At 71.3% G+C, this 18,757-nt stretch carries 16 protein-coding genes; 8 read left to right on the top strand and 8 right to left on the bottom strand.

Going from position 1 to position 18,757, the window contains the following annotated elements:
• Positions 1-117: 117 nt before the first annotated feature.
• Together scy and mce are read right to left on the bottom strand one after the other, a co-directional pair.
• Positions 118-4,068, bottom strand: coding sequence for a polarized growth protein Scy (scy, locus tag ABII15_RS26330; RefSeq protein WP_353944750.1), 3,951 nt, complete (start codon positions 4,066-4,068; stop codon positions 118-120).
• A gap of 278 nt (positions 4,069-4,346) precedes the next feature.
• Positions 4,347-4,787, bottom strand: coding sequence for a methylmalonyl-CoA epimerase (mce, locus tag ABII15_RS26335; RefSeq protein WP_353944751.1), 441 nt, complete (start codon positions 4,785-4,787; stop codon positions 4,347-4,349).
• 138 nt (positions 4,788-4,925) lie between these two features.
• Here mce and ABII15_RS26340 point away from each other — a divergent pair, with 138 nt between their 5' ends.
• Positions 4,926-6,128, top strand: a complete 1,203-nt coding sequence (locus tag ABII15_RS26340) for an acetyl-CoA C-acetyltransferase (protein ID WP_353944752.1) — start codon at positions 4,926-4,928, stop codon at positions 6,126-6,128.
• Between the two features lie 53 nt (positions 6,129-6,181).
• Complete coding sequence (gene meaB, locus ABII15_RS26345) at positions 6,182-7,141, top strand: methylmalonyl Co-A mutase-associated GTPase MeaB (RefSeq protein ID WP_353944753.1); 960 nt, start codon at positions 6,182-6,184, stop codon at positions 7,139-7,141.
• Positions 7,142-7,263: 122 nt separating this feature from the next.
• Here meaB and ABII15_RS26350 read toward each other — a convergent pair whose 3' ends face one another.
• Positions 7,264-7,890: a PepSY domain-containing protein gene (locus ABII15_RS26350; RefSeq protein WP_353944754.1), complete on the bottom strand. Its 627-nt coding sequence runs from the start codon at positions 7,888-7,890 to the stop codon at positions 7,264-7,266.
• A 180-nt stretch (positions 7,891-8,070) separates the two neighbouring features.
• Between ABII15_RS26350 and ABII15_RS26355 the strand changes: the two genes are divergently transcribed.
• A complete protein-coding gene (locus ABII15_RS26355) occupies positions 8,071-8,727 on the top strand; it encodes a response regulator transcription factor (RefSeq protein WP_353944755.1) in 657 nt (218 codons plus the stop codon).
• Positions 8,724-10,160, top strand: a complete 1,437-nt coding sequence (locus tag ABII15_RS26360) for a HAMP domain-containing sensor histidine kinase (protein ID WP_353944756.1) — start codon at positions 8,724-8,726, stop codon at positions 10,158-10,160. The genes ABII15_RS26355 and ABII15_RS26360 overlap by 4 nt, the downstream gene beginning before the upstream one ends.
• Before the next feature lie 65 nt (positions 10,161-10,225).
• Here ABII15_RS26360 and ABII15_RS26365 read toward each other — a convergent pair whose 3' ends face one another.
• The 4 genes from ABII15_RS26365 to ABII15_RS26380 form a co-directional block, all read right to left on the bottom strand.
• Positions 10,226-10,702, bottom strand: a complete 477-nt coding sequence (locus ABII15_RS26365) for a MarR family transcriptional regulator (RefSeq protein WP_353944757.1) — start codon at positions 10,700-10,702, stop codon at positions 10,226-10,228.
• A 90-nt stretch (positions 10,703-10,792) separates the two neighbouring features.
• Entirely contained in the window at positions 10,793-11,572 is a 780-nt protein-coding gene (locus ABII15_RS26370) for an AIM24 family protein (RefSeq protein ID WP_353947207.1), read from the bottom strand.
• Positions 11,573-11,580: 8 nt separating this feature from the next.
• A complete protein-coding gene (locus ABII15_RS26375; protein ID WP_353947208.1) occupies positions 11,581-12,237 on the bottom strand; it encodes an AIM24 family protein in 657 nt (218 codons plus the stop codon).
• Between the two features lies 1 nt (position 12,238).
• Positions 12,239-12,877 carry an AIM24 family protein gene (locus ABII15_RS26380; RefSeq protein ID WP_353944758.1) on the bottom strand — a complete coding sequence of 213 codons (639 nt, stop codon included), beginning with the start codon at positions 12,875-12,877 and terminating at the stop codon, positions 12,239-12,241.
• Positions 12,878-13,009: 132 nt separating this feature from the next.
• Between ABII15_RS26380 and ABII15_RS26385 the strand changes: the two genes are divergently transcribed.
• From ABII15_RS26385 to ABII15_RS26400, 4 genes are all read left to right on the top strand, one after another.
• A complete protein-coding gene (locus ABII15_RS26385; RefSeq protein ID WP_353944759.1) occupies positions 13,010-13,363 on the top strand; it encodes a DUF3817 domain-containing protein in 354 nt (117 codons plus the stop codon).
• The gene (locus ABII15_RS26390; protein WP_353944760.1) at positions 13,360-13,653 is read left to right on the top strand and encodes an MTH1187 family thiamine-binding protein; all 294 of its coding nucleotides are present in this window, start codon (positions 13,360-13,362) and stop codon (positions 13,651-13,653) included. The genes ABII15_RS26385 and ABII15_RS26390 overlap by 4 nt, the downstream gene beginning before the upstream one ends.
• Before the next feature lie 301 nt (positions 13,654-13,954).
• Positions 13,955-15,724 (top strand): cellulose synthase catalytic subunit, encoded by a 1,770-nt coding sequence (locus tag ABII15_RS26395; RefSeq protein ID WP_353944761.1) that lies wholly within the window; start codon positions 13,955-13,957, stop codon positions 15,722-15,724.
• 3 nt (positions 15,725-15,727) lie between these two features.
• Complete coding sequence (locus ABII15_RS26400) at positions 15,728-17,698, top strand: kelch motif-containing protein (protein ID WP_353944762.1); 1,971 nt, start codon at positions 15,728-15,730, stop codon at positions 17,696-17,698.
• Positions 17,699-17,713: 15 nt separating this feature from the next.
• Here the strand turns inward: ABII15_RS26400 and ABII15_RS26405 are convergent, their stop codons facing one another.
• Complete coding sequence (locus tag ABII15_RS26405) at positions 17,714-18,757, bottom strand: glycoside hydrolase family 6 protein (protein ID WP_353944763.1); 1,044 nt, start codon at positions 18,755-18,757, stop codon at positions 17,714-17,716.

Here is an 18,757-nt window from a genome sequence, read left to right on the forward strand (position 1 = left end):
TCGAGCGGATGCCGGTTTGATCTGGAGAATGACACCCCTTTTGAGTGGCGTAGCGGCTGAGCACTTGCCAGGAGTAGGGCCGAACGACCTCCTCAAGCACGTTACTTGGTCTCCTGGCTAGCCCTCTGCCCCCTTACCACCCGATCGGGTAGCCCCTGCCGCGGCGCCGGCCTTGACGCCGCCGTCCTTGCCCGGGCCGGACGGCGTCTCAAAAGATTCCAACGCCTCCAACACGTCCTGGACACGGGAGATTTCGGCGTTGATGTCCTCGCGGCGCCTGACCAGCACGTCCAGGTCCCGCTGGCCCTTCTCGATCATGGCGGCGGACTCCTCCTCGGCGTCGGCCCTGATCTTCTCCGCCTCGCGCGTCAGCTCGGCCTTCTTCTGCTCGGCCTCCTTGAGCAGCCCCTCGGCCTTCTTCACGGCGGCGATCCGGACCTTGCCGGCCTCGGAATTGGCGTCGTTGAGGATGTCCTTGGACTTGGCGGTGGCCTCGGCCAGCTGCTCCTCGGCGGCCTTGACCAGGGCGTCGCAGCGCTCGCCCGCGTTCTTCATCGCCTCCGCGGATTCGCGGCGCGCCCGCTCGTGCAGCTCCTCGATCTCGCCCGTGATGCGGTCGCGCAGCTCCTCGGCCCGCTCTCTTATCTGCGTGGCGTCCCGGCGGGCACCGACGAGGAGCTCGTCCGCGTCGGTACGGGCCTTCTCCACCGTCGTATTGCCCTCGACCGTCGCCTCGGAGATCAGCCGCTCCGCCTCCGTGCGGGCCGCGCCGACCATCGTGTCGGCCTGCGCCTCCGCGTCGGCGGTCGTCTTCTGCGCCGCCTCCTGCGCCTCGCGCGTCAGCTTGTCGGCCTCGGCGGCGGACTCCGTGATGAGCGTGTCGACCTGCTCGGCGGCCTCCGTACGGCGCTTGTTCGCGTCCTTGCGGGCCTCGTCCAGGGTGCGCTCCGCCTCGTCCCGCGCGGCGGCCGTGACTCGCTCCGCCTCCTGGGCGGCCTCGGCCTTGACCCGCTCGGACTCGGTACGGATGCGCTCCGCGTGCTGCTGCGCCGAGCCGACCGTCTCCGCGGCCTCCGCGCGCAGCCGCTCGGCGTCGCCCGACGCGTCCGCGATCAGCTTCTCGGCCTTGGCGACCGACTCGGTGCGCAGCCGCTCGGCCTCGGTGACCGTCTCGGCCGTCAGACGCTCGGCCTCCGCGGTCGCGTCGGCGACGCGCTTCTCGGCCGCCGCGGTGGACTCCGCGCGGACCCGCTCCGCCTCGGTGTTCGTCTCCGTCGTCAGCCGCTCGGCCTCGGCACGGGCCTCACCGATCAGGGTGTCGGCCTGGGTGGCGGCGTCCGACCGGATGCGGTTGGCGTCCTCGCGGGCCTCGGCGCGGGTGCGCGAGGCGTCCTGGTCGGCGCCCGAACGCAGGTCGGAGACCTCGGTGCGGACCCGCTGGGCGTGCTCGGCGGCCTCGGAGCGCAGCCGCTCGGACTCGGCGATCGCCTCCGCGACGGTGTGCTCCGCCAGCGACTTGGCGGCCTCCGCCTCGGTGGTGGCCTCGGAGCGCAGCCGGTTCGCGTCCTCGGCGGCGCGCTCGCGCTCCGCGTAGGCGTCGGCACGGACCCGGTCGGCCTCCTCCTGCGCCTCCTGCGTCGTGCGCTCCGCCGCGTGCTCGGCGGCCGAACGCAGCCCGGCGATCTCCTCCTGGGCCTGCTCCTGGAGCCCGGACACGGAGTCGCGCACCTGCTGCGCGGTCTGCTCGGCGGTGGAGACCAGCTCGGTGGCCCGCTGGTCCGCCTCCTCGACGAGCCGGGTGGCCTCGGTCTGCGCCTCCTCGACCCGGGCCCGCGCGACGGCCAGCAGCTCCTCGCTCCGCTCACGGGCCCGCTCGCGCTCCTGGTCGGCCTCCTGACGGGCGCTGCCCAGCGTCTCCTCGGCCTCGCGGCGCCGGCGGGCGGCCTCCTCGGCCGCGGCGGCCAGCGTCTCGGCGGCCTCGGCGGAGATCCGCTCGGCGGCGGTCTGCGCCTCGGCGCGCAGCCGGTCGGCGGACTCCTGCGCCTCGGTCTTCAGCCGCTCGGCCTCGGTCGCGGCCTCGGACCGCAGCCGTACCGCGATGTTCTCGGCCTCGGAGCGGGTCGTCGAGGCGTCGGCGGCGGCCTCGGTGCGCAGCCGCTCGGCCTCCGTCTCGGCCTGCGCCTGCAACGTCCGTACGCGCTCGGCCGCCTCGGCGCGCAGCCGGTCGCCCTCGTCCGCCGCCTCCCGGCGCAGCCGCTCGGCCTCCGCCCGCGCGTCGGTGAGCGTCGTCTCCGACGCCGTGAGGCGCTCCTCGGCCTCGGTGTGCAGCCGGGTCAGCTCGCGGGCCGCCTCGTCCTGCCGGTTCTTTATGGCCTCTTCGGCCTCGTCCTTGAGGGCCTGGGCGGCGCGCTCCGCCTCGGCGCGGGTCGCCTCGGCCTGCTCGTCGGCCTCGGCGCGGTGCCGCTCGGCCTCGGCGCGGGTGCGCTCCAGCGTCTCCTCGGCCTGCTTGCGCAGGCCCGTGGCGCGCTCGATGGCCTCGGTGCGCACCCGCTCGGCCTCGGTCGTGGCACCGCTGCGCAGCTCGTCCGCGTCGGCCTTCGCCTTGGCGAGCAGCTGCTCGGCGGTCCTGGCCGCCTCCTCGATCTGCTGGACGGCGTCGCGGCGGGCCTCGGACCGGATCCGCTCGCCCTCCTCGACGGCCTCGGCCCGCAGCTGCTCGGCCTCGCCGCGCAGCCGCCGCGCCTCCTCCTGGAGCTCGACCGTCTTGGCCCGGTACTCCTTGGTGTCGTCCTTGGCCGCGCCCTTGAGCTGCTCGGAGATGTCGTGCGCCTCGGCGCGCAGCCGGTCCGCCTCGGTCTCGGCCTCGGTGCGGATCCGCTCGGCCTCCTCGGCGGCGGCCCTCGTCGTCGACTTGGCCTCCTCGGAGGCCTTGTTCAGCACGTCCTCGGCGGTGCGCGCGGCCTTCGCCAGCTCGCCCGCGGTCTCCTCCGCGGTGACCGTACGGGCCTTCTCCTTGGCCTGCGCGATCAGCTGCTCGGCCTCGGCCTTGGCGTCGGCGACGACCTGCTCGGCCTCCGACTTGGTGGACTCGGCCTCCTTGGTGGCCTCCTGGACGAGGCGGGCGACCTGCTCCTTCGCGGTCCGCGTGCGCTGCTCGTTGGCGGACTCGGCGCTCGCGAGCTGCTTGGCCGCGGCCTCCTTGGCCTCGGAGAGGACCTTGTCGGCCTCCGTGCGGGCCTCGCGCAGCGCGGTGTCCGCCTCGGCGATCTTCTGCTCGGCGGCGCGGCTCAGCTCGCCGGCCTGGCGGCGCGCGGCGTCGGACTCGGCGGTCGTGGTGGAGCGCAGCTGCTCGGCGTGGTCGGTGGCCTCCTGGGCCTGCGCCGACGCGGCATTGAGCAGGCGCTCGGCGTCCTGGCGGGCGCGGGCCAGGATCGCCTGGGCCTCGGCGCGCGCGCTCTCCGCCTCGCCGGTCAGCCGGCGGCTGGCCTCGGCGGCGACCCGCTCGGCCTCCGCGCGGGCGGCGGCCAGCGACTGGTCGGCCTCGGCGCGGGACTCGTCGAGCAGCCGGCGGGCCTGCTGCTCGGTGCGGGCGCGCAGCTGCTCGGCCCACTGCACGTTCTCGTTGACGTGGGTCTCGACCGTGCGGCGGCGCTCGGCGAGCTCCTGGTCGAGCTGCTGCCTGCGGTTGACCGCCTCGGTGTGCAGCTCGGACTGGAGCCGCGCCTGCTGTTCGGCGTGCTCCTGGAGGATGCGCTGGGTCTGCGCCCGGGCGTCGCGCAGCTCGCGCTCGGCGTCGGCGCGCAGCTGCTCGGCCTGGATCTGGGCATTGCGGAGCAGCTGCTCGGCCTGATAGCCGATGTCCGCCCCGTCATAGGCAGGCCGGGACGCGAGGCTGCGGCGCGCCTCGTGCAGCTTGGCGCGCAACACCTCCACCTGGTAGCCCAGGTCCTCGGCGTGCTGGACGGCCTTCTCCCGCTCGGTCTTCAGCCGCTCCATCTCGGCTTCGAACCGCGAGAGATGGTCGGTCTCAGCCGGCCGCCGGCCGTCCTGGCTCTCGTAGCCCCGCACTGCGCGGTCCCGTCCTTCCCCAAGCTCTCGACTTCGCTCGAGCAGGGGAGACCCCACTCCTGGTCGCAAGTTCTTCCCTACGGGCTCCGTCCGTCCGCCGAACGGGGCCCCCGGGGAATGGTGTCAGATCGACAAGGAGTGTGCAGTCGGCGCTGGGGACCCACACGTTCCGGCCCTTTCGCCCCGACCCTTGTCCCCCGATACCCGGACCCCGGCCCACGACTGTCCTCTGGTGGCGACAGTCGCTCCCCAACCCTACCGGCCCGAGTATGCGGAGGTCAGTGGTCGGCCGACTCCTGGGGTGCGGAGGTGACGAGTTCGGTCAGTACGCCGTGACAGTCCTTGGGGTGCAGGAACGTGATGCGCGACCCCATCGAACCCCGCCGGGGCTCGTCGTACAGGACGCGTACGCCCTTGCCCCTGATGGCGTCGGCGTCGGCGTCGACATCGGCCGTACCGAAGGCGATGTGGTGCACGCCCTCGCCGTTCTTGGCCAGCCACTTGCCCACCGCGGAGTCCTCGCGGGTCGGTTCCAGGAGCTGGAGGTAGGAGGCCCCGCCGTCACTGGTCTCATTGATCTTGAGCATGGCCTCGCGCACGCCCTGCTCTTCGTTGATCTCGGTGTGGAACACCTCGAAGCCGTACGTGGCCCGGTAGAACTCGACGGTCGCGTCGAGGTCGTGGCAGGCGATCCCGATGTGGTCGATTCGCGTCAGCATGGGTCAAGTGCAGCGCGGTCCGTCGTGGTTACGCAACGTGCGCGCGATCACATTCACTGGCCGGTGACGGGCGGCGTACCGCTCAGTACATTCGAGTAAACCCTCGTTCACTCCTCATCTCCCAAGGGGCTGTGCCTCATGTCTGGAACGACCGGTACCACCTCAGTGATCGTCGCGGGCGCGCGCACGCCCATGGGACGGCTGCTGGGTTCCCTCAAGTCCTTCTCCGGAGCCGACCTCGGCGGCTTCGCGATCAAGGCCGCCATCGACCGTGCGGGGATCGGTGGCGACCAGGTGCAGTACGTGATCATGGGCCAGGTGCTCCAGGCCGGGGCGGGGCAGATCCCGGCGCGCCAGGCCGCGGTCAAGGCGGGCATCCCGATGAACGTCCCGGCGCTCACGATCAACAAGGTCTGCCTGTCCGGCCTCGACGCCATCGCCCTCGCCGACCAGCTGATCCGCGCGGGTGAGTTCGACGTCGTGGTCGCGGGCGGCCAGGAGTCGATGACGAACGCCCCGCACCTCCTCCCGAAGTCCCGCGAGGGCTACAAGTACGGCGCGGTCGAGATGCTCGACGCCATGGCGTACGACGGCCTGACGGACTCCTTCGAGAACATCCCCATGGGCGCCTCGACGGAGAAGCACAACACCCGCCTCGGCATCGCCCGCCCCGAGCAGGACGAGGTGGCCGCCCTCTCGCACCAGCGGGCCGCCGCCGCGCAGAAGAACGGCCTGTTCGAGGCCGAGATCACGCCCGTCGAGATCCCGCAGCGCAAGGGCGACCCGGTCCTGTTCAGCAAGGACGAGGGCATCCGCGCCGAGACCACCGCGGAGTCCCTCGGCAAGCTGCGCCCCGCCTTCGCCAAGGACGGGACGATCACGGCCGGCACGTCCTCGCAGATCTCGGACGGCGCCGCCGCCGTGGTCGTCATGAGCAAGGCCAAGGCCGAGGAGCTGGGCCTGGACTGGATCGCGGAGATCGGCGCGCACGGCAACGTGGCGGGGCCGGACAACTCGCTCCAGTCCCAGCCCTCGAACGCGATCCAGCACGCCCTCAAGAAGGAGGGCATCGGCGTCGCGGATCTTGATCTGATCGAGATCAACGAGGCGTTCGCGGCCGTCGCCGTGCAGTCAATGAAGGACCTCGGCGTGTCCTCGGAAAAGGTGAACGTCAACGGCGGCGCCATTGCCCTGGGTCACCCGATCGGGATGTCCGGCGCGCGCATCGTGCTGCACCTCGCCCTCGAACTGAAGCGGCGCGGCGGCGGTGTCGGCGCGGCCGCGCTGTGCGGTGGCGGCGGTCAGGGTGACGCGCTCGTGCTGCGGGTACCCAAGGCGTAACCGGGTCACCGGTTCACCGGTTTTTGGTACGGGTCTGACGGAACGGAGCTGTGATGCAGGACGTCCCCACGCTGGTCGCCCAGGCGAGAGAGGGCAGGCCGCGGGCCGTGGCCCGGCTGATCTCGCTGGTGGAGGGGGCGTCCCCGCAGCTGCGCGAGGTCATGGCCGCGCTCGCCCCGCTGACGGGGAACGCGTACGTGGTCGGGCTCACCGGATCGCCGGGGGTCGGCAAGTCGACGTCCACGTCGGCGCTGGTCAGCGCGTACCGCAGGGCCGGGAAGCGGGTCGGCGTCCTGGCCGTCGACCCGTCGTCGCCGTTCAGCGGGGGCGCGCTGCTCGGCGACCGGGTGCGGATGTCCGAGCACGCCTCCGATCCCGGGGTCTACATCCGCTCGATGGCCACGCGCGGGCACCTGGGCGGGCTCGCCTGGGCCGCGCCGCAGGCGATCCGGGTGCTCGACGCCGCCGGGTGCGACGTGGTGCTGGTGGAGACGGTCGGCGTCGGGCAGTCCGAGGTCGAGATCGCCTCCCAGGCCGATACGAGCGTGGTGCTGCTCGCGCCCGGGATGGGCGACGGGATCCAGGCGGCCAAGGCCGGGATCCTGGAGATCGGTGACGTGTACGTCGTCAACAAGGCCGACCGGGACGGCGCCGACGCCACCGCGCGCGAGCTGAACCACATGCTGGGGCTCGGGGAGTCCCGGGCGCCCGGTGACTGGCGGCCGCCCATCGTGAAGACCGTCGCGGCGCGGGGCGAGGGGATCGACGAGGTGGTCGAGGCGCTGGAGAAGCACCGGGCGTGGATGGAGGAGCACGGGGTGCTCTCCGAGCGGCGGGTGGCCCGCGCGTCCCGCGAGGTCGAGACGATCGCGGTGACCGCCCTTCGTGAGCGGATCGGTGACCTTCGTGGTGACCGCCGCCTCGGTGCCCTGGCCGAGCGCATCGTCTCCGGCGACCTCGATCCTTACCGGGCCGCCGACGAACTGGTCGAGGGCCTCACTCACGGCAGCTGACCGCGGCTCTCGTCGTGGCTGGTCGCGCAGTTCCCCGCGCCCCTGAGCGAGCGAAGCTCGCTTCCAGGGGCGCGGGGAACTGCGCGAGAAGAGGCCACCGGCCGTCAGCCGACGGTCAAGGGTCAGTCGTCGTCACCGTGGTCGTCGTCGCCACCCCGGTGATCCACGGTCACGGCCCCCGACCGGAGGTCCACGTGCCAGTCGTGCTGCGTCCCGTCCGCCGACGTCGTCTCGACCTCCCACGCCGTCACCGAGCGGGCGTCGTCATCGGCGTCCACCGAGGTCACCGTCCCCTTCGCGGCGGCGGCCCGGGCCGCGTCCGAGGCCGAGACCGGCGCGTTCTTCAGCCCGGCGGCGACCCGCGCGGGATCGTCGTCGTCATCCTTCTCGACGTGCGAGCCCAGCACCTTCCCCGTGCCGGGGTCGATCTCGACATGGTGGCGGGCGGAGCCGATCACGTCGACGTCCCACACGAGCCGGCCGTCGTCGGAGTCGAGGTCCGCCTCGGCCGCGACGCCCGGGGTGTGCTTCAGGGCGGCGGCGATCGCTTCCTCGGCCGTGATCCGGGCGCCCTTGGCCTCGTCGGCGTTCTCCCGGGCGTCACTGACGTTGTCGTCCTTGATCCGCACACTCGACTTCGCTGCGGCGCCCGACCCGCTGTCGTCGGAGAGGGCGACCGCCGTGGCGGTTCCGCCGCCGATCAGCGCGACGGCGGCGATGGCGGAGATGACGGTCGTACGGCGCTTCATGGGGTCCGTCCCTTCGTGGAGTTCGACGGCAACCAAGGTGCCCGAGTGATGCTGAAGCCCCGCTGAAGGAACCTGAAGAAGCCTTCAGGAACCACCTGCGACCCTGAACCCATGCGCCCGCCCGCCTCCCACCACCGCCCTGCTCGAGGCGCTACGCGCCGCCCCTTTCGATTCCTGATCGTGGAGGACGAGAAGCGCCTCGCCGTGTCGCTCGCCAAAGGGCTGACCGCCGAGGGGTACGCCGTCGACGTGGTCCACGACGGCCTCGAAGGACTGCACCGCGCGAGCGAGTCGCCGTACGACCTGATCGTCCTGGACATCATGCTGCCCGGCATGAACGGCTACCGGGTCTGCGCCGCCCTGCGCGCCGCCGGGAACGACGTGCCGATCCTGATGCTCACCGCCAAGGACGGCGAGTACGACGAGGCCGAGGGGCTGGACACGGGCGCCGACGACTACCTCACCAAGCCGTTCTCGTACGTCGTGCTCGTCGCGCGTGTGAAGGCGCTGCTGCGGCGGCGCGGCAGCGCGGGCCGGGCCAACCCCGTGCACACTGTCGGTCCGTACGCCGTGGACACCGCCGCGCGCCGGGTCACGCACGCCGACGACGGCGAAGTGCCGCTCACCGCGAAGGAGTTCGCGGTGCTCGAACAGCTCGTCGCGCGGGCCGGCGAGGTGGTCTCCAAGGGCGACATCCTGGAACACGTGTGGGACTTCGCCTACGAGGGCGATCCGAACATCGTCGAGGTCTACGTCAGCGCCCTGCGCCGCAAGCTCGGCGCGTCCCTCATCCGGACCGTGCGCGGCGCCGGCTACCGGCTGGAGATCCCGCGATGAAGCGGCGTCTCCTCGGCTCCGTACGGTCGCGTGCCGCCCTCGCCGCCACCCTCGTCGTCGCCGTGGCCCTGGTCGCGGCCGGTGCCGCCGTGCTGCTCGCCCTGCGCGACAACCTCGGCGAACAGGCCTCGGCGGGCGCCGACTCCGCCGCGCGCCGGGTCGCCACCTCTCTGGTCGGCGGGGTCGCGCCCGACAGCCTCGACCTCGACGACGAGGACCATCCGGTGCAGGTCGTCGACGACGACGGCAGGCTGATCGCCGCCACCGAGGACCTGGAGCGGATCTCCGGCGCCGGGACGGACGCCGTCAAGCCGGTCGCCGCCCGGCGGGACGACGACGGGGACGACGACCGGCACGGCGGCCGGGGCGGGGGCGGTGACGACGACGGCGCCGGCGGCACGGTCTCCGGCTCCACCGACTACTCCGACGGCAGCGCCACCGTGGACGGCGACAGCGCCGCCTACCGGTTCGCCGAGGTGCACGTCGACGACACCGCGTACGGCGATCTGACCGTGTACGCGGGTTCCTCGCTGGCCGCCGAGCAGAGCGCCGTGACGACGACGAAGACCGCCATGCTGATCGGCTTCCCGCTGCTGCTCGTGGTCGTCGGCGGCGTCACGTATGTGGTGACCCGGCGCGCGCTGCGGCCCGTCGAGGGCATCCGCGCCGAGATGGCCGCGATCACCGCCTCGCAGGACCTCGGCCGCCGGGTGCCGCAGCCGGACACGCACGACGAGGTCGCCCGGCTGGCCGCGACCACCAACGAGACGCTGGCCGCGCTCCAGGAGTCGGTCGAGCGGCAGCGGCGGTTCGTCGCCGACGCCTCGCACGAGCTGCGCAGCCCCATCGCCTCGCTGCGCACCCAGCTGGAGGTCGGCGCCGCCCATCCGGAGCTGCTGGACGTCCCCGGCGCCGTCGAGGACACGGTGCGGCTCCAGGAACTCGCCGCGGACCTGCTGCTGCTAGCCCGGCTCGACGCGGGGGAGCGGCCCGGCGGCGGTGAAGTGGATCTGGCGGCCCTGGCGCGCGAGGAGCTGTCCCAGCGCACCGGCGACCGGCTGCCCGTCACGGTGGAGTCGGCGCGGTCCGCCCGGGTCACCGGCTCGCGCGGGCAGCTGGCCCGGGTGCTCGGCAATCTCGTGGACAACGCACAGCGGCACGCACGCACGGAGGTCGTCGTCGACGTGGGCGTCGAGGGGGGAGCGGCGGTCCTCACCGTCGCGGACGACGGCGCCGGGGTGCCGGCGGAGGAGCGCGAGCGGATCTTCGAGCGGTTCGTCCGGCTCGACGACGCGCGCTCCCGGGACGGGGGCGGGGCGGGTCTCGGACTGGCCATCGCCCGGGATGTGGCCGTGCGGCACGGCGGCACCCTCACGGTGCGCGCCGCGCCGCAGGGCGGGGCACTTTTCGAGCTGCGGCTGCCCGCGAACTGAGCGCGGGTCTCCACGGGGGAGGTCGGCGGTCCTCCGCGGACTGCAACCTCAGGTGTTCGCAGGTGTCACGGTTTGCCGCGTTGCGAACGCAGGTGGTCGGCGATGGGCGTGAGCGCCTTGTGGAGGTCGCTCAGCTCCTGCGGCGAGACCAGGTCGACGAAGTGCTGTCGCACGGACGCCACATGGAACGGGGCGACCTTCCGCATGGTCTCCAGGCCGAAGTCGGTGAGGACCGTGTACAGGCCGCGCCGGTCGGACTCGCAGTTCTCGCGGCGGACCAGCCCCCCGTTCTCCATCCGGGTGATCTGGTGCGAGAGCCGGCTCTTGGACTGCAGGGTCGCCGCAGCCAGGTCGCTCATCCGCATCCGGTGCTCATCCGCCTCGGAGAGGTTCACCAGAATCTCGTAGTCGTTCATCGTCAGGCCGAAGGGCTGGAGGTCTTTCTCCAGCTGGTAGTTCAGCAGCCTGTTGACCTCCAGGTGGGTGCGCCAGGCGCACTGTTCCTCGTCGGTCAGCCACCGCGTGGCCGTCTCGGTCTCCATGGAATCGATTCTACCTAAGAAGTTGAAAGGCGAACGAACGTGGGGAATGTGACGTTCACGCGTTCGACGTCACACTCCGCAGACTACCGCTCACAGCCCGAAGCGACGCTGGAGGTCTCCGAGCTGTCCGGGAAGCCTCGGTGTCGGTGACGGACCCGCGCCCGGTCCCGGACCGCCGCCCGGAACGCCCGCTTGGTGAGGTACGTCACCCGTCGCGGGCTCCGGCATCAGCGCCTCGCTCGACTGAAGCAGCACCGTCCCCGCGCCCACGAATTCGAACTGGTGCTCCTCGCCGCTGACTCCGCCGATCCCCGTCATCGCACGTAGACCGCCTATGACGCCCGTCAGGTAGCCGTGGTCGTAGTGATGGCAGGGCGACGGACAGTCGGCCCAGCCGACCAGTGCCTGTGGATCAACGCGGATCGGCGGCTCCATGAAGACGACCGGACCGTTTGAAGCCGCGACGAATTTGCCACTGCCAATGAGTGTGAGAAAGCCGGGCACGATGGACTGCTTGAGCGAGAGACTTGGCTGAAAAGCGAGCAGATTGCCCGCGCGGATGGTCAGGTTGCCGTCGTCCAGGTCGTAGGAGTTGACGTCGAAGGCCCGGTCCGCGAGGAGCATCTTGCCGCTGCCCTCCGCCACCACCCAGTCGCTCGCGTGCAGCGGCGAGTGGAACGAGGTGCGCACCAGCCGGTCGAGCCGACCGTGCCCGATGCCGTTGAACTCCATCCGCCCGTAGTAGGCGATCATCTTGCCCTTCTGCAGGAACCACTGACTGCTCTTCAGTTCCACGCAGAAGGTGTACGCGTTGACGTTGTCGTCGACCGGCAGCGTTCTGGGGTCGTGGATCACCGGGCCCGCGGGCATGGGGTGGTTCACAGCTTCTCCTCCGACGCCTGTACGCACACCGCACCGCTCCCGCTCAGCTCCAGCTGGAACGCCTCGCCGCTGCCGCGGCCCACCATGTCCCGCCAGCCGAGCGCCGTCGACAGCTTGTTGCGCACGTCGCCGTGGTGGGCGACGTAGGCCTGCGGGTCGACGTGCACCGGGTTGTTCGGGGTGATCGGCACCTCGATGACCCCGCCGTGCGCCATCACCGCGACCGCCCCGTGCCCCTTGAGCGTCGTCGTGAAGAGGCCCTGCCCGGTGACCTGCCCGCGCACCATGCCCATCACCCCGCCCTGGGAGCCCATGAACATGGTCCCCTGCTGCAGCGCCCCGTCGAAGGCGAGCAGCCGGTCCGCCTCCACGTACAGGGTGTCGCCGGAGAGGGTGATCACCTGCACGTGATGCCCGCCGTGCCCGAACAGCACCGTGCCGCTGCCCTCGACCGTCATCAGCGGCGTCGCCTCGTTCGCCACCCGCCGCCCGATCATCGACATCAGTCCCCCCTGTCCGCCCTGCACGTTGGGGGTGAAGGAGACGTCCCCCTTGTACGCGAGCATCGCGCCGCGCTGGCTGTAGAGCCGCTGCCCGGGCACGACGGTCGCCTCGACCATCTTCGAGTTGATCTCACGGAAGCTCGCCGGCATCTCAGACATCCCCCGCGATCGTGTTGCGCTCACTGGGCTGTACGTAGACCAGCCCGTCCCCCTCGAAGAGGATCTGGAACGCCTCGCCGCCGCCTTCTCCCAGGAAGGTGCGGAAGGTGACGCCCGACTGGAACGACTGCCGCAGATTCCCCTGGTGCGCGATGTAGGCGCCGGGGTCGACCGTCAGCGGGTAGTCGCGGCTGACGCGCAGCACCACCGCCGGGCCGTCGCTCATGATCGCGGCCTGGCCGTGTCCCTCGACGGTCGTCGTGAACAGTCCGTTGCCCTGGGAGGCGCCGCGCATCCCCGTGAAACTGGTGCCGGTGCGCAGTCCCGCGTCCGTGCACAGCAGATTGCTCGCCTCGACCCAGAGCTTGTCCCCCTGCAGACCGACCAGGTTGATCTCGCTGGCCCGGTCCGCGAACCAGCAGGTGCCCTGGCCCTTCACCTCCATCACGGTCATCTGCTCACCCGTGATGCGGCGGGTCACCATCCCCCGTATCCCCTCGCCACCCCCGCTCAGCTTCTTGAACGCCATACGGCCGTCGTACGCGACCATCGAACCGTTCTTCGCCTTGACGCTGTCGCCCGTCATGTCGACGGCGAGCATCTTGCTGCCCTGCAGCCGGAACGTTGCCACGGAGTCGACGGTAGCCGGGCGGGGGAGCCCGCCGACAGGGCGGCGCTGGGGCGATGCCACAATGGGGAACGCTTGTGCGCGCTTTCACAAGATCACTGCCAGCCCGTCGACCACTCCAGTCAAAGGTGCCTCGTGGACATCAAGACCGCCTCCGCCATCCGCCGCCTCCGCCTGGTCTCCGCGCCCGAGGCCGTCTCCTTCATCCTGCTGCTGGTCTGCTCGGTGCTGAAGCGCACGACGGACTTCAACGCGGTGCCCGTCATGGGCATGGTGCACGGCGTGCTGTTCGTGCTGTACGTCGTCTTCTGGCTGGACGCCTGGAACCGCGCGAAGTGGGGCTTCGGCCGGGGCGCGCTGTACTTCGTCCTGTCGGTGCTGCCCACCGGCGGCTTCTTCGCCGAGCGCAAGCTGAAGCGGGAGTCGGAGAGCGCCGTCGACGCGGCGATCGCGGCCCGCGCCCGTCAGGAAGGGATCGTGAACGCATGATCGTCGCTTTCTCCGTGACGCCGCTCGGGGTCGGTGAGGACGTGGGGGAGTACGTCGCCGACGCCGTGCGGGTGGTTCGTGAGTCGGGGCTGCCCCACCGGACCGATGCGATGTTCACGTCGGTCGAGGGGGAGTGGGACGAGGTGATGGACGTCGTGAAGCGGGCCGTCGCCGTGGTCGAGGAGCGTGCTCCCCGGGTCTCCGTGGTCATGAAGGCCGACATCCGCCCCGGCGTCACCGACGGCTTGACCTCGAAGGTCGCCACCGTGGAGCGGTATCTCGCCGGCTGACGGCCGGTGGCCTCTTCTCGCGCAGTTCCCCGCGCCCCTGAAAGGCCTGCGGCCTTCAGGGGAGGCTGCGCGCAGCGCATGCCTCAGGGGCGCGGGGAACTGCGCGACCAGCCCCCACCGGCCGTCAGCCGACCGGTAACCCCCCAAAGCGCGGCCCCGATTCACCCGACCCCGTGAATCGACACGCCATACCTCACTCGTACGCCGCTTCCGGTTCGACACGCCCACGAAAGTCACATTTTGTGAGGTTATCGATACGCTCGGTCACCGAAGGCCGGGCGACGGGAACCTGGAGGGCGCTGTGCGGCCTGAGGGCTATGACTACGACACCTACAGCAGACTGGCGGGCCCGCTCACCGAGCCGCCCGCCGACGGCTACCGGGTGCAGTACACCTCACTCCTCTCCCGTGAACCCCACCGAATACGCGCGATCCTGCTGATGACGCTCGCCCCGGTGCTCACCGGGATCCTGCTCGTCTATCTGGTGTGGCCCAGCCACTGGGTGGAGCGTGAGGGCGGCGCCCGCTGGCTCGTCCAGCTCGACATCGTGATGCTGGTGTCGATCGGCCTCATCGAGCTGTTCATGGTCGTCAACGTCATCTCCATCGCCCACGCGACGATGGTGGCCAGGGACCCCGTCCCGGTCCGCCCCGAACCCGGCACCCGGGTCGCGTTCCTGACGACGTACGTGCCCGGCAAGGAACCCCTGGCGATGGTGCGCGCCACGCTGGAGGGTGCCGTCCGCATCACCCACGACGGCCCGCTCGACGTGTGGCTGCTCGACGAGGGCGACGACCCCCGGGCCCGCGCCCTCTGCGCCGAGCTGGGCGTCCGGCACTTCACGCGGCACGGCGTCGAGGAGTGGAACCGCGCCAAGGGCGCCCACAAGACCCGTACCAAGCACGGCAACTACAACGCCTGGCTCGCCGCGCACCACGCCGACTACGACTTCTTCGCGTCCGTCGACACCGACCACGTACCGGTGCCGGAGTTCCTGGAGCGGATGCTGGGCTACTTCCGCGACCCGGACGTCGCGTTCGTCGTCGGGCCGCAGGTCTACGGCAACTACGACTCACCGGTCACCAAGGCCGCCGAGTCCCAGCAGTTCCTCTTCCACGCGCTGATCCAGCGGGCCGGCAACCGCTACCGGGCCCCCATGTTCGTCGGCACCAACAACGTCGTGCGGATCAGCGCCCTGAAGCAGATCGGCGGCTTCGTCGACTCGATCACCGAGGACATGGCGACCGGGTTCGAGATCCACCGGCACGCCAACCCGGCCACCGGCGTCAAGTGGCGCTCGGTCTACACCCCCGACGTGCTCGCCGTCGGTGAGGGTCCCGCCTCCTGGACGGACTTCTTCACCCAGCAGCTGCGCTGGTCGCGCGGGACGTACGAGACGCTGTTCAAGCAGTACTGGAAGGCGCCGTTCAGCATGCCGGCCGGCCGCCTCTTCTCGTACTCGATGATGCTCGTCTACTACCCGATGACGGCCGTCAACTGGCTCCTCGGCGTGCTGAGCTGCGTGCTGTTCCTCTGGTTCGGCGCGTCCGGCACCCAGGTCTCCGCCTCCGTGTGGCTGATGCTCTACAGCGACGCCGCGGCCCTCCAGATCGGGCTGTACCTGTGGAACCGGCGGCACAACGTCTCGCCGCACGAGCCCGAGGGCTCCGGCGGTCTCGCGGGCATGGCCATGTCGGCGATCTCCGCGCCGATCTACCTCAAGTCGCTGGGCGCCGCGCTGCTGCGCCGCCCGTCCCGCTTCGTCGTCACCCCGAAGGGCGGCGACGCCACCGCAGACCGGATGCTGACCTTCCGCATCCATCTCTTCTGGGCGGGCGTGCTGGCCGTGTCGCTGGCCGCGTCGGTCGTCCTCGACCACACGCACGTGGCCATGCGGACCTGGGCGGTCCTCGCCCTGTGCATCGCCCTCGCGCCCCCGGTGGTGTGGAGCGTCGCGCAGCGCCGCGCGGCGGCCGCGCTCGCCGGGTCCGGGACGACGGCGCCGGCTGAGAAGCCCGAGCCCGCCCTCGCCGGCCCGCGGGTCTCCAGCACGAGCACAGGAGGGAACTGACCCATGGCCTTCAACAGCTACCGGCCTTCCCAGAAGATGAAGAAGACCGTCCTGGGCGCGGGCGGCATCGCCCTCCTCGTCGGCCTCAACGCCCCGGCCGCCTGGACCTTCGCCTCCGAGAAGTACGAGGACTGGAAGATCGCCCAGCCCGGCTACAAGGCCCAGTACGGCTCGTGGTCGCAGGTCGACATCCCCGACCGGTTCCGTACCAACGCGATCCACGCGGCGCTGCTGCACACCGGCAAGGTGCTGATCGTGGCGGGCTCCGGCAACGAGCAGAAGAAGTTCGACGCCGGATCGTTCGACACCGTCCTGTGGGACCCGAAGGCGAACACCTTCAAGAAGATCGACACCCCCGAGGACTTCTTCTGCTCGGGACACGCCGCGCTCCCCGACGGCCGGATGCTCGTGGCCGGCGGCACCGCCCGCTACGAACTCCTCGACGGCGAGGTGAAGCGGGCCGGCGGCGGCATGCGCGTCAAGAACGAGAGCCCCGACGCACCGGTGGTCCTGAAGAAGGGGACGAGGTTCCGCTCGCCGGACGGCGTCGAGTACGTGTCGAAGTTCGACGTGACCGTGCCCAAGGCCAAGCGCTCCTACGACATCAGCTACAACCGCGCCGGTGTCATGCAGCCCTGGAAGACGAAGATCAAGGCGAGCGAGGCCCGCGTCTTCGTCGAGGCGGTCGCCGACGGCAAGCAGTACGAGACGTCGAAGCAGGCCCAGTACGAGATCGAGGGCCTCACGGGCAAGGACGCCGACAACGCGTACGGGCTCTCCGAGAAGATCACCATGGAGAAGCAGGACTTCCAGGGGATCAAGGCCGCGTACGAGTTCGACCCGGTCGCCGAGAAGTACGTGCCCGTGGACCCGATGCAGAAGGCCCGCTGGTACCCCACGCTCGTCGGCCTGGAGGACGGCAAGGTGCTCGCCGTCTCCGGACTCGACGACGTCGGCGTCATCGACCCCGGGGACAACGAGATCTACGACCCGAAGACCAAGAAGTGGTCGATGGGCCCCAAGCGGTACTTCCCGACCTACCCGGCGCTGTTCCTGACCAAGGGCGGCAAGCTCTTCTACCCGGCCTCCAACGCCGGGTACGGGCCCGCCGAGAAGGGCCGGGAGCCCGGCCTGTGGGATCTCAAGACCAACAAGTTCGAGAAGGTCCCGGGCCTCACGGACGGGGACGAGACGGAGACGTCGGCGTCGCTGCTGCTGCCCCCGGCGCAGGACCAGAAGGTGATGATCCTGGGCGGCGGAGGCGTCGGAGAGTCCGAGCGGGCGACGCCGCGCACCGCGGTCGTCGACCTGAAGGAGGACAGCCCCCGCTTCAAGGAGGGGCCGAACCTGCCGCAGGGCACCCGGTACCTGAACAGCGTGATCATGCCGGACGACTCGGTCTTCACGTCCAACGGCTCGTCCGACTACCGCGGGCGCGGCGCGAGCAACATCCTCGCGGCGCAGTTCTACGACCCCAAGAAGAACGCCTTCCGCGAGGCGGCCTCGCCCAAGGTCGGCCGCAACTACCACTCGGAGGCGCTGCTGCTGCCCGACGGCCGGGTGGTGACCTTCGGCTCCGACCCGCTCTTCGACGACCAGCAGAACACCAAGCTGGGCCACTTCGAGCAGCGCATGGAGATCTTCACGCCGCCCGCGCTGCACAAGGGCGGGGACCGGCGCCCGGTCCTCGGTGAGGGCCCGGAGACCCTGCCCGCCGATCACCGGGCGACGTTCCGGACGGACGCCGCCGACCGGATCGTGAAGGCGCGGCTGATGCGCCCGTCCGCCGTGACCCACACGACGGACGTCGAGCAGCGCTCGATCGAGCTGGGCCTGAGCAGGCGCGAGGGGCAGATCACGGTCGACGTGCCGACCGACCGGGCCCTGGTCCCACCCGGCTGGTACATGCTGTTCGCGACGGACGCGGACGGGGTGTCGTCCGAGGCCAAGTGGGTCAAGGTCGGCGACGACTGAGCCCGGCGGCCCGCGTCACGTGTGCGCGGCGCGGGCCAGCCCCAGCGCGTACTCCGCCCACCAGGTGCCTGCCGCGGGTCCGCCCCGGCAGGTGCCGTCCGACTCCCCGGGCCGCTTGACCCACAGGTACGCGTCGACCAGCGGATCCCCGGTCCGGGTGGTCGGCGCGGCGCCGAGGGCACGGCCCGGCGGGTTGCACCAGCCGTCGGCGCCGGCCGGTGAGTAGGGTCCCGCGCCGTTGCGGCTGGTGTCCACCACGAAGTGGGCGCCGCCGAGCAGCTGCGAGAGCTGCTTGCCGTACGAGGAACTTGCCCGGTCCGTCTGGAAGTTCGAGACGTTCAGGGAGAAGCCGTCGGCCCGCTCGACGCCCGCCCGGCGCAGCGGCTCGACGAGTTTGGCCGCGTCGGGGATCCAGGCGGGGTTCCCGGCGTCGACGTACACCTTGGTGTTCGGCTGCTGCTTCAGGCGGTCGATCGCCGAGCCGATCAGCTGGTAGCGCTCCTCCCGGTACTCCTCCGGGGTGCAGCCGTCGACGATGTGCCCGAGGGCGTCCGGTTCCAGCACGACCAGCGCCTTGGCGTCCCCGATGCCCGTCGCGAACGCGTCGACCCACTGGTGGTAGAAGTCCGCGCTGTGCGCGCCGCCCGCCGAGTGCTGCCCGCAGTCGCGGTGCGGGATGTTGTACGCGACCAGGACCAGCGTCTTGTCCGCCTTCTTCGCCTTCTCGCCGGCCTCCGCGATCACCGGCCGCGGATAGTCGCCCGGCGCCCACATGCCCTGCGGGTGCTGGGCGATCCGCCGGATCACGGCGGCGTCCGAGGCGCGGCCCTGCTTCTCCCACCGCTCGGCCTGGACGGCGGCGGCGGACGCGGGGTCGACCCAGAACGGCGAGGTGTCGGCGGTGCCGGGAGAGGGCGCGGTCCGTCCGGCGGCCTCGCGGGGGCCGGCCTGCTCGGAATCCCCGCCGGAGCAGGCGGTGGCGAGCCCGGCGAGGACGAGCGCGGCCGTGCCGAGCGCGAGCGTGCGGGACGGTGTGCGGCGGATGGTCGGGACGGGCAT

This window comes from Streptomyces sp. HUAS MG91, from assembly GCF_040529335.1.
Taxonomy (GTDB): domain Bacteria; phylum Actinomycetota; class Actinomycetes; order Streptomycetales; family Streptomycetaceae; genus Streptomyces; species Streptomyces tabacisoli.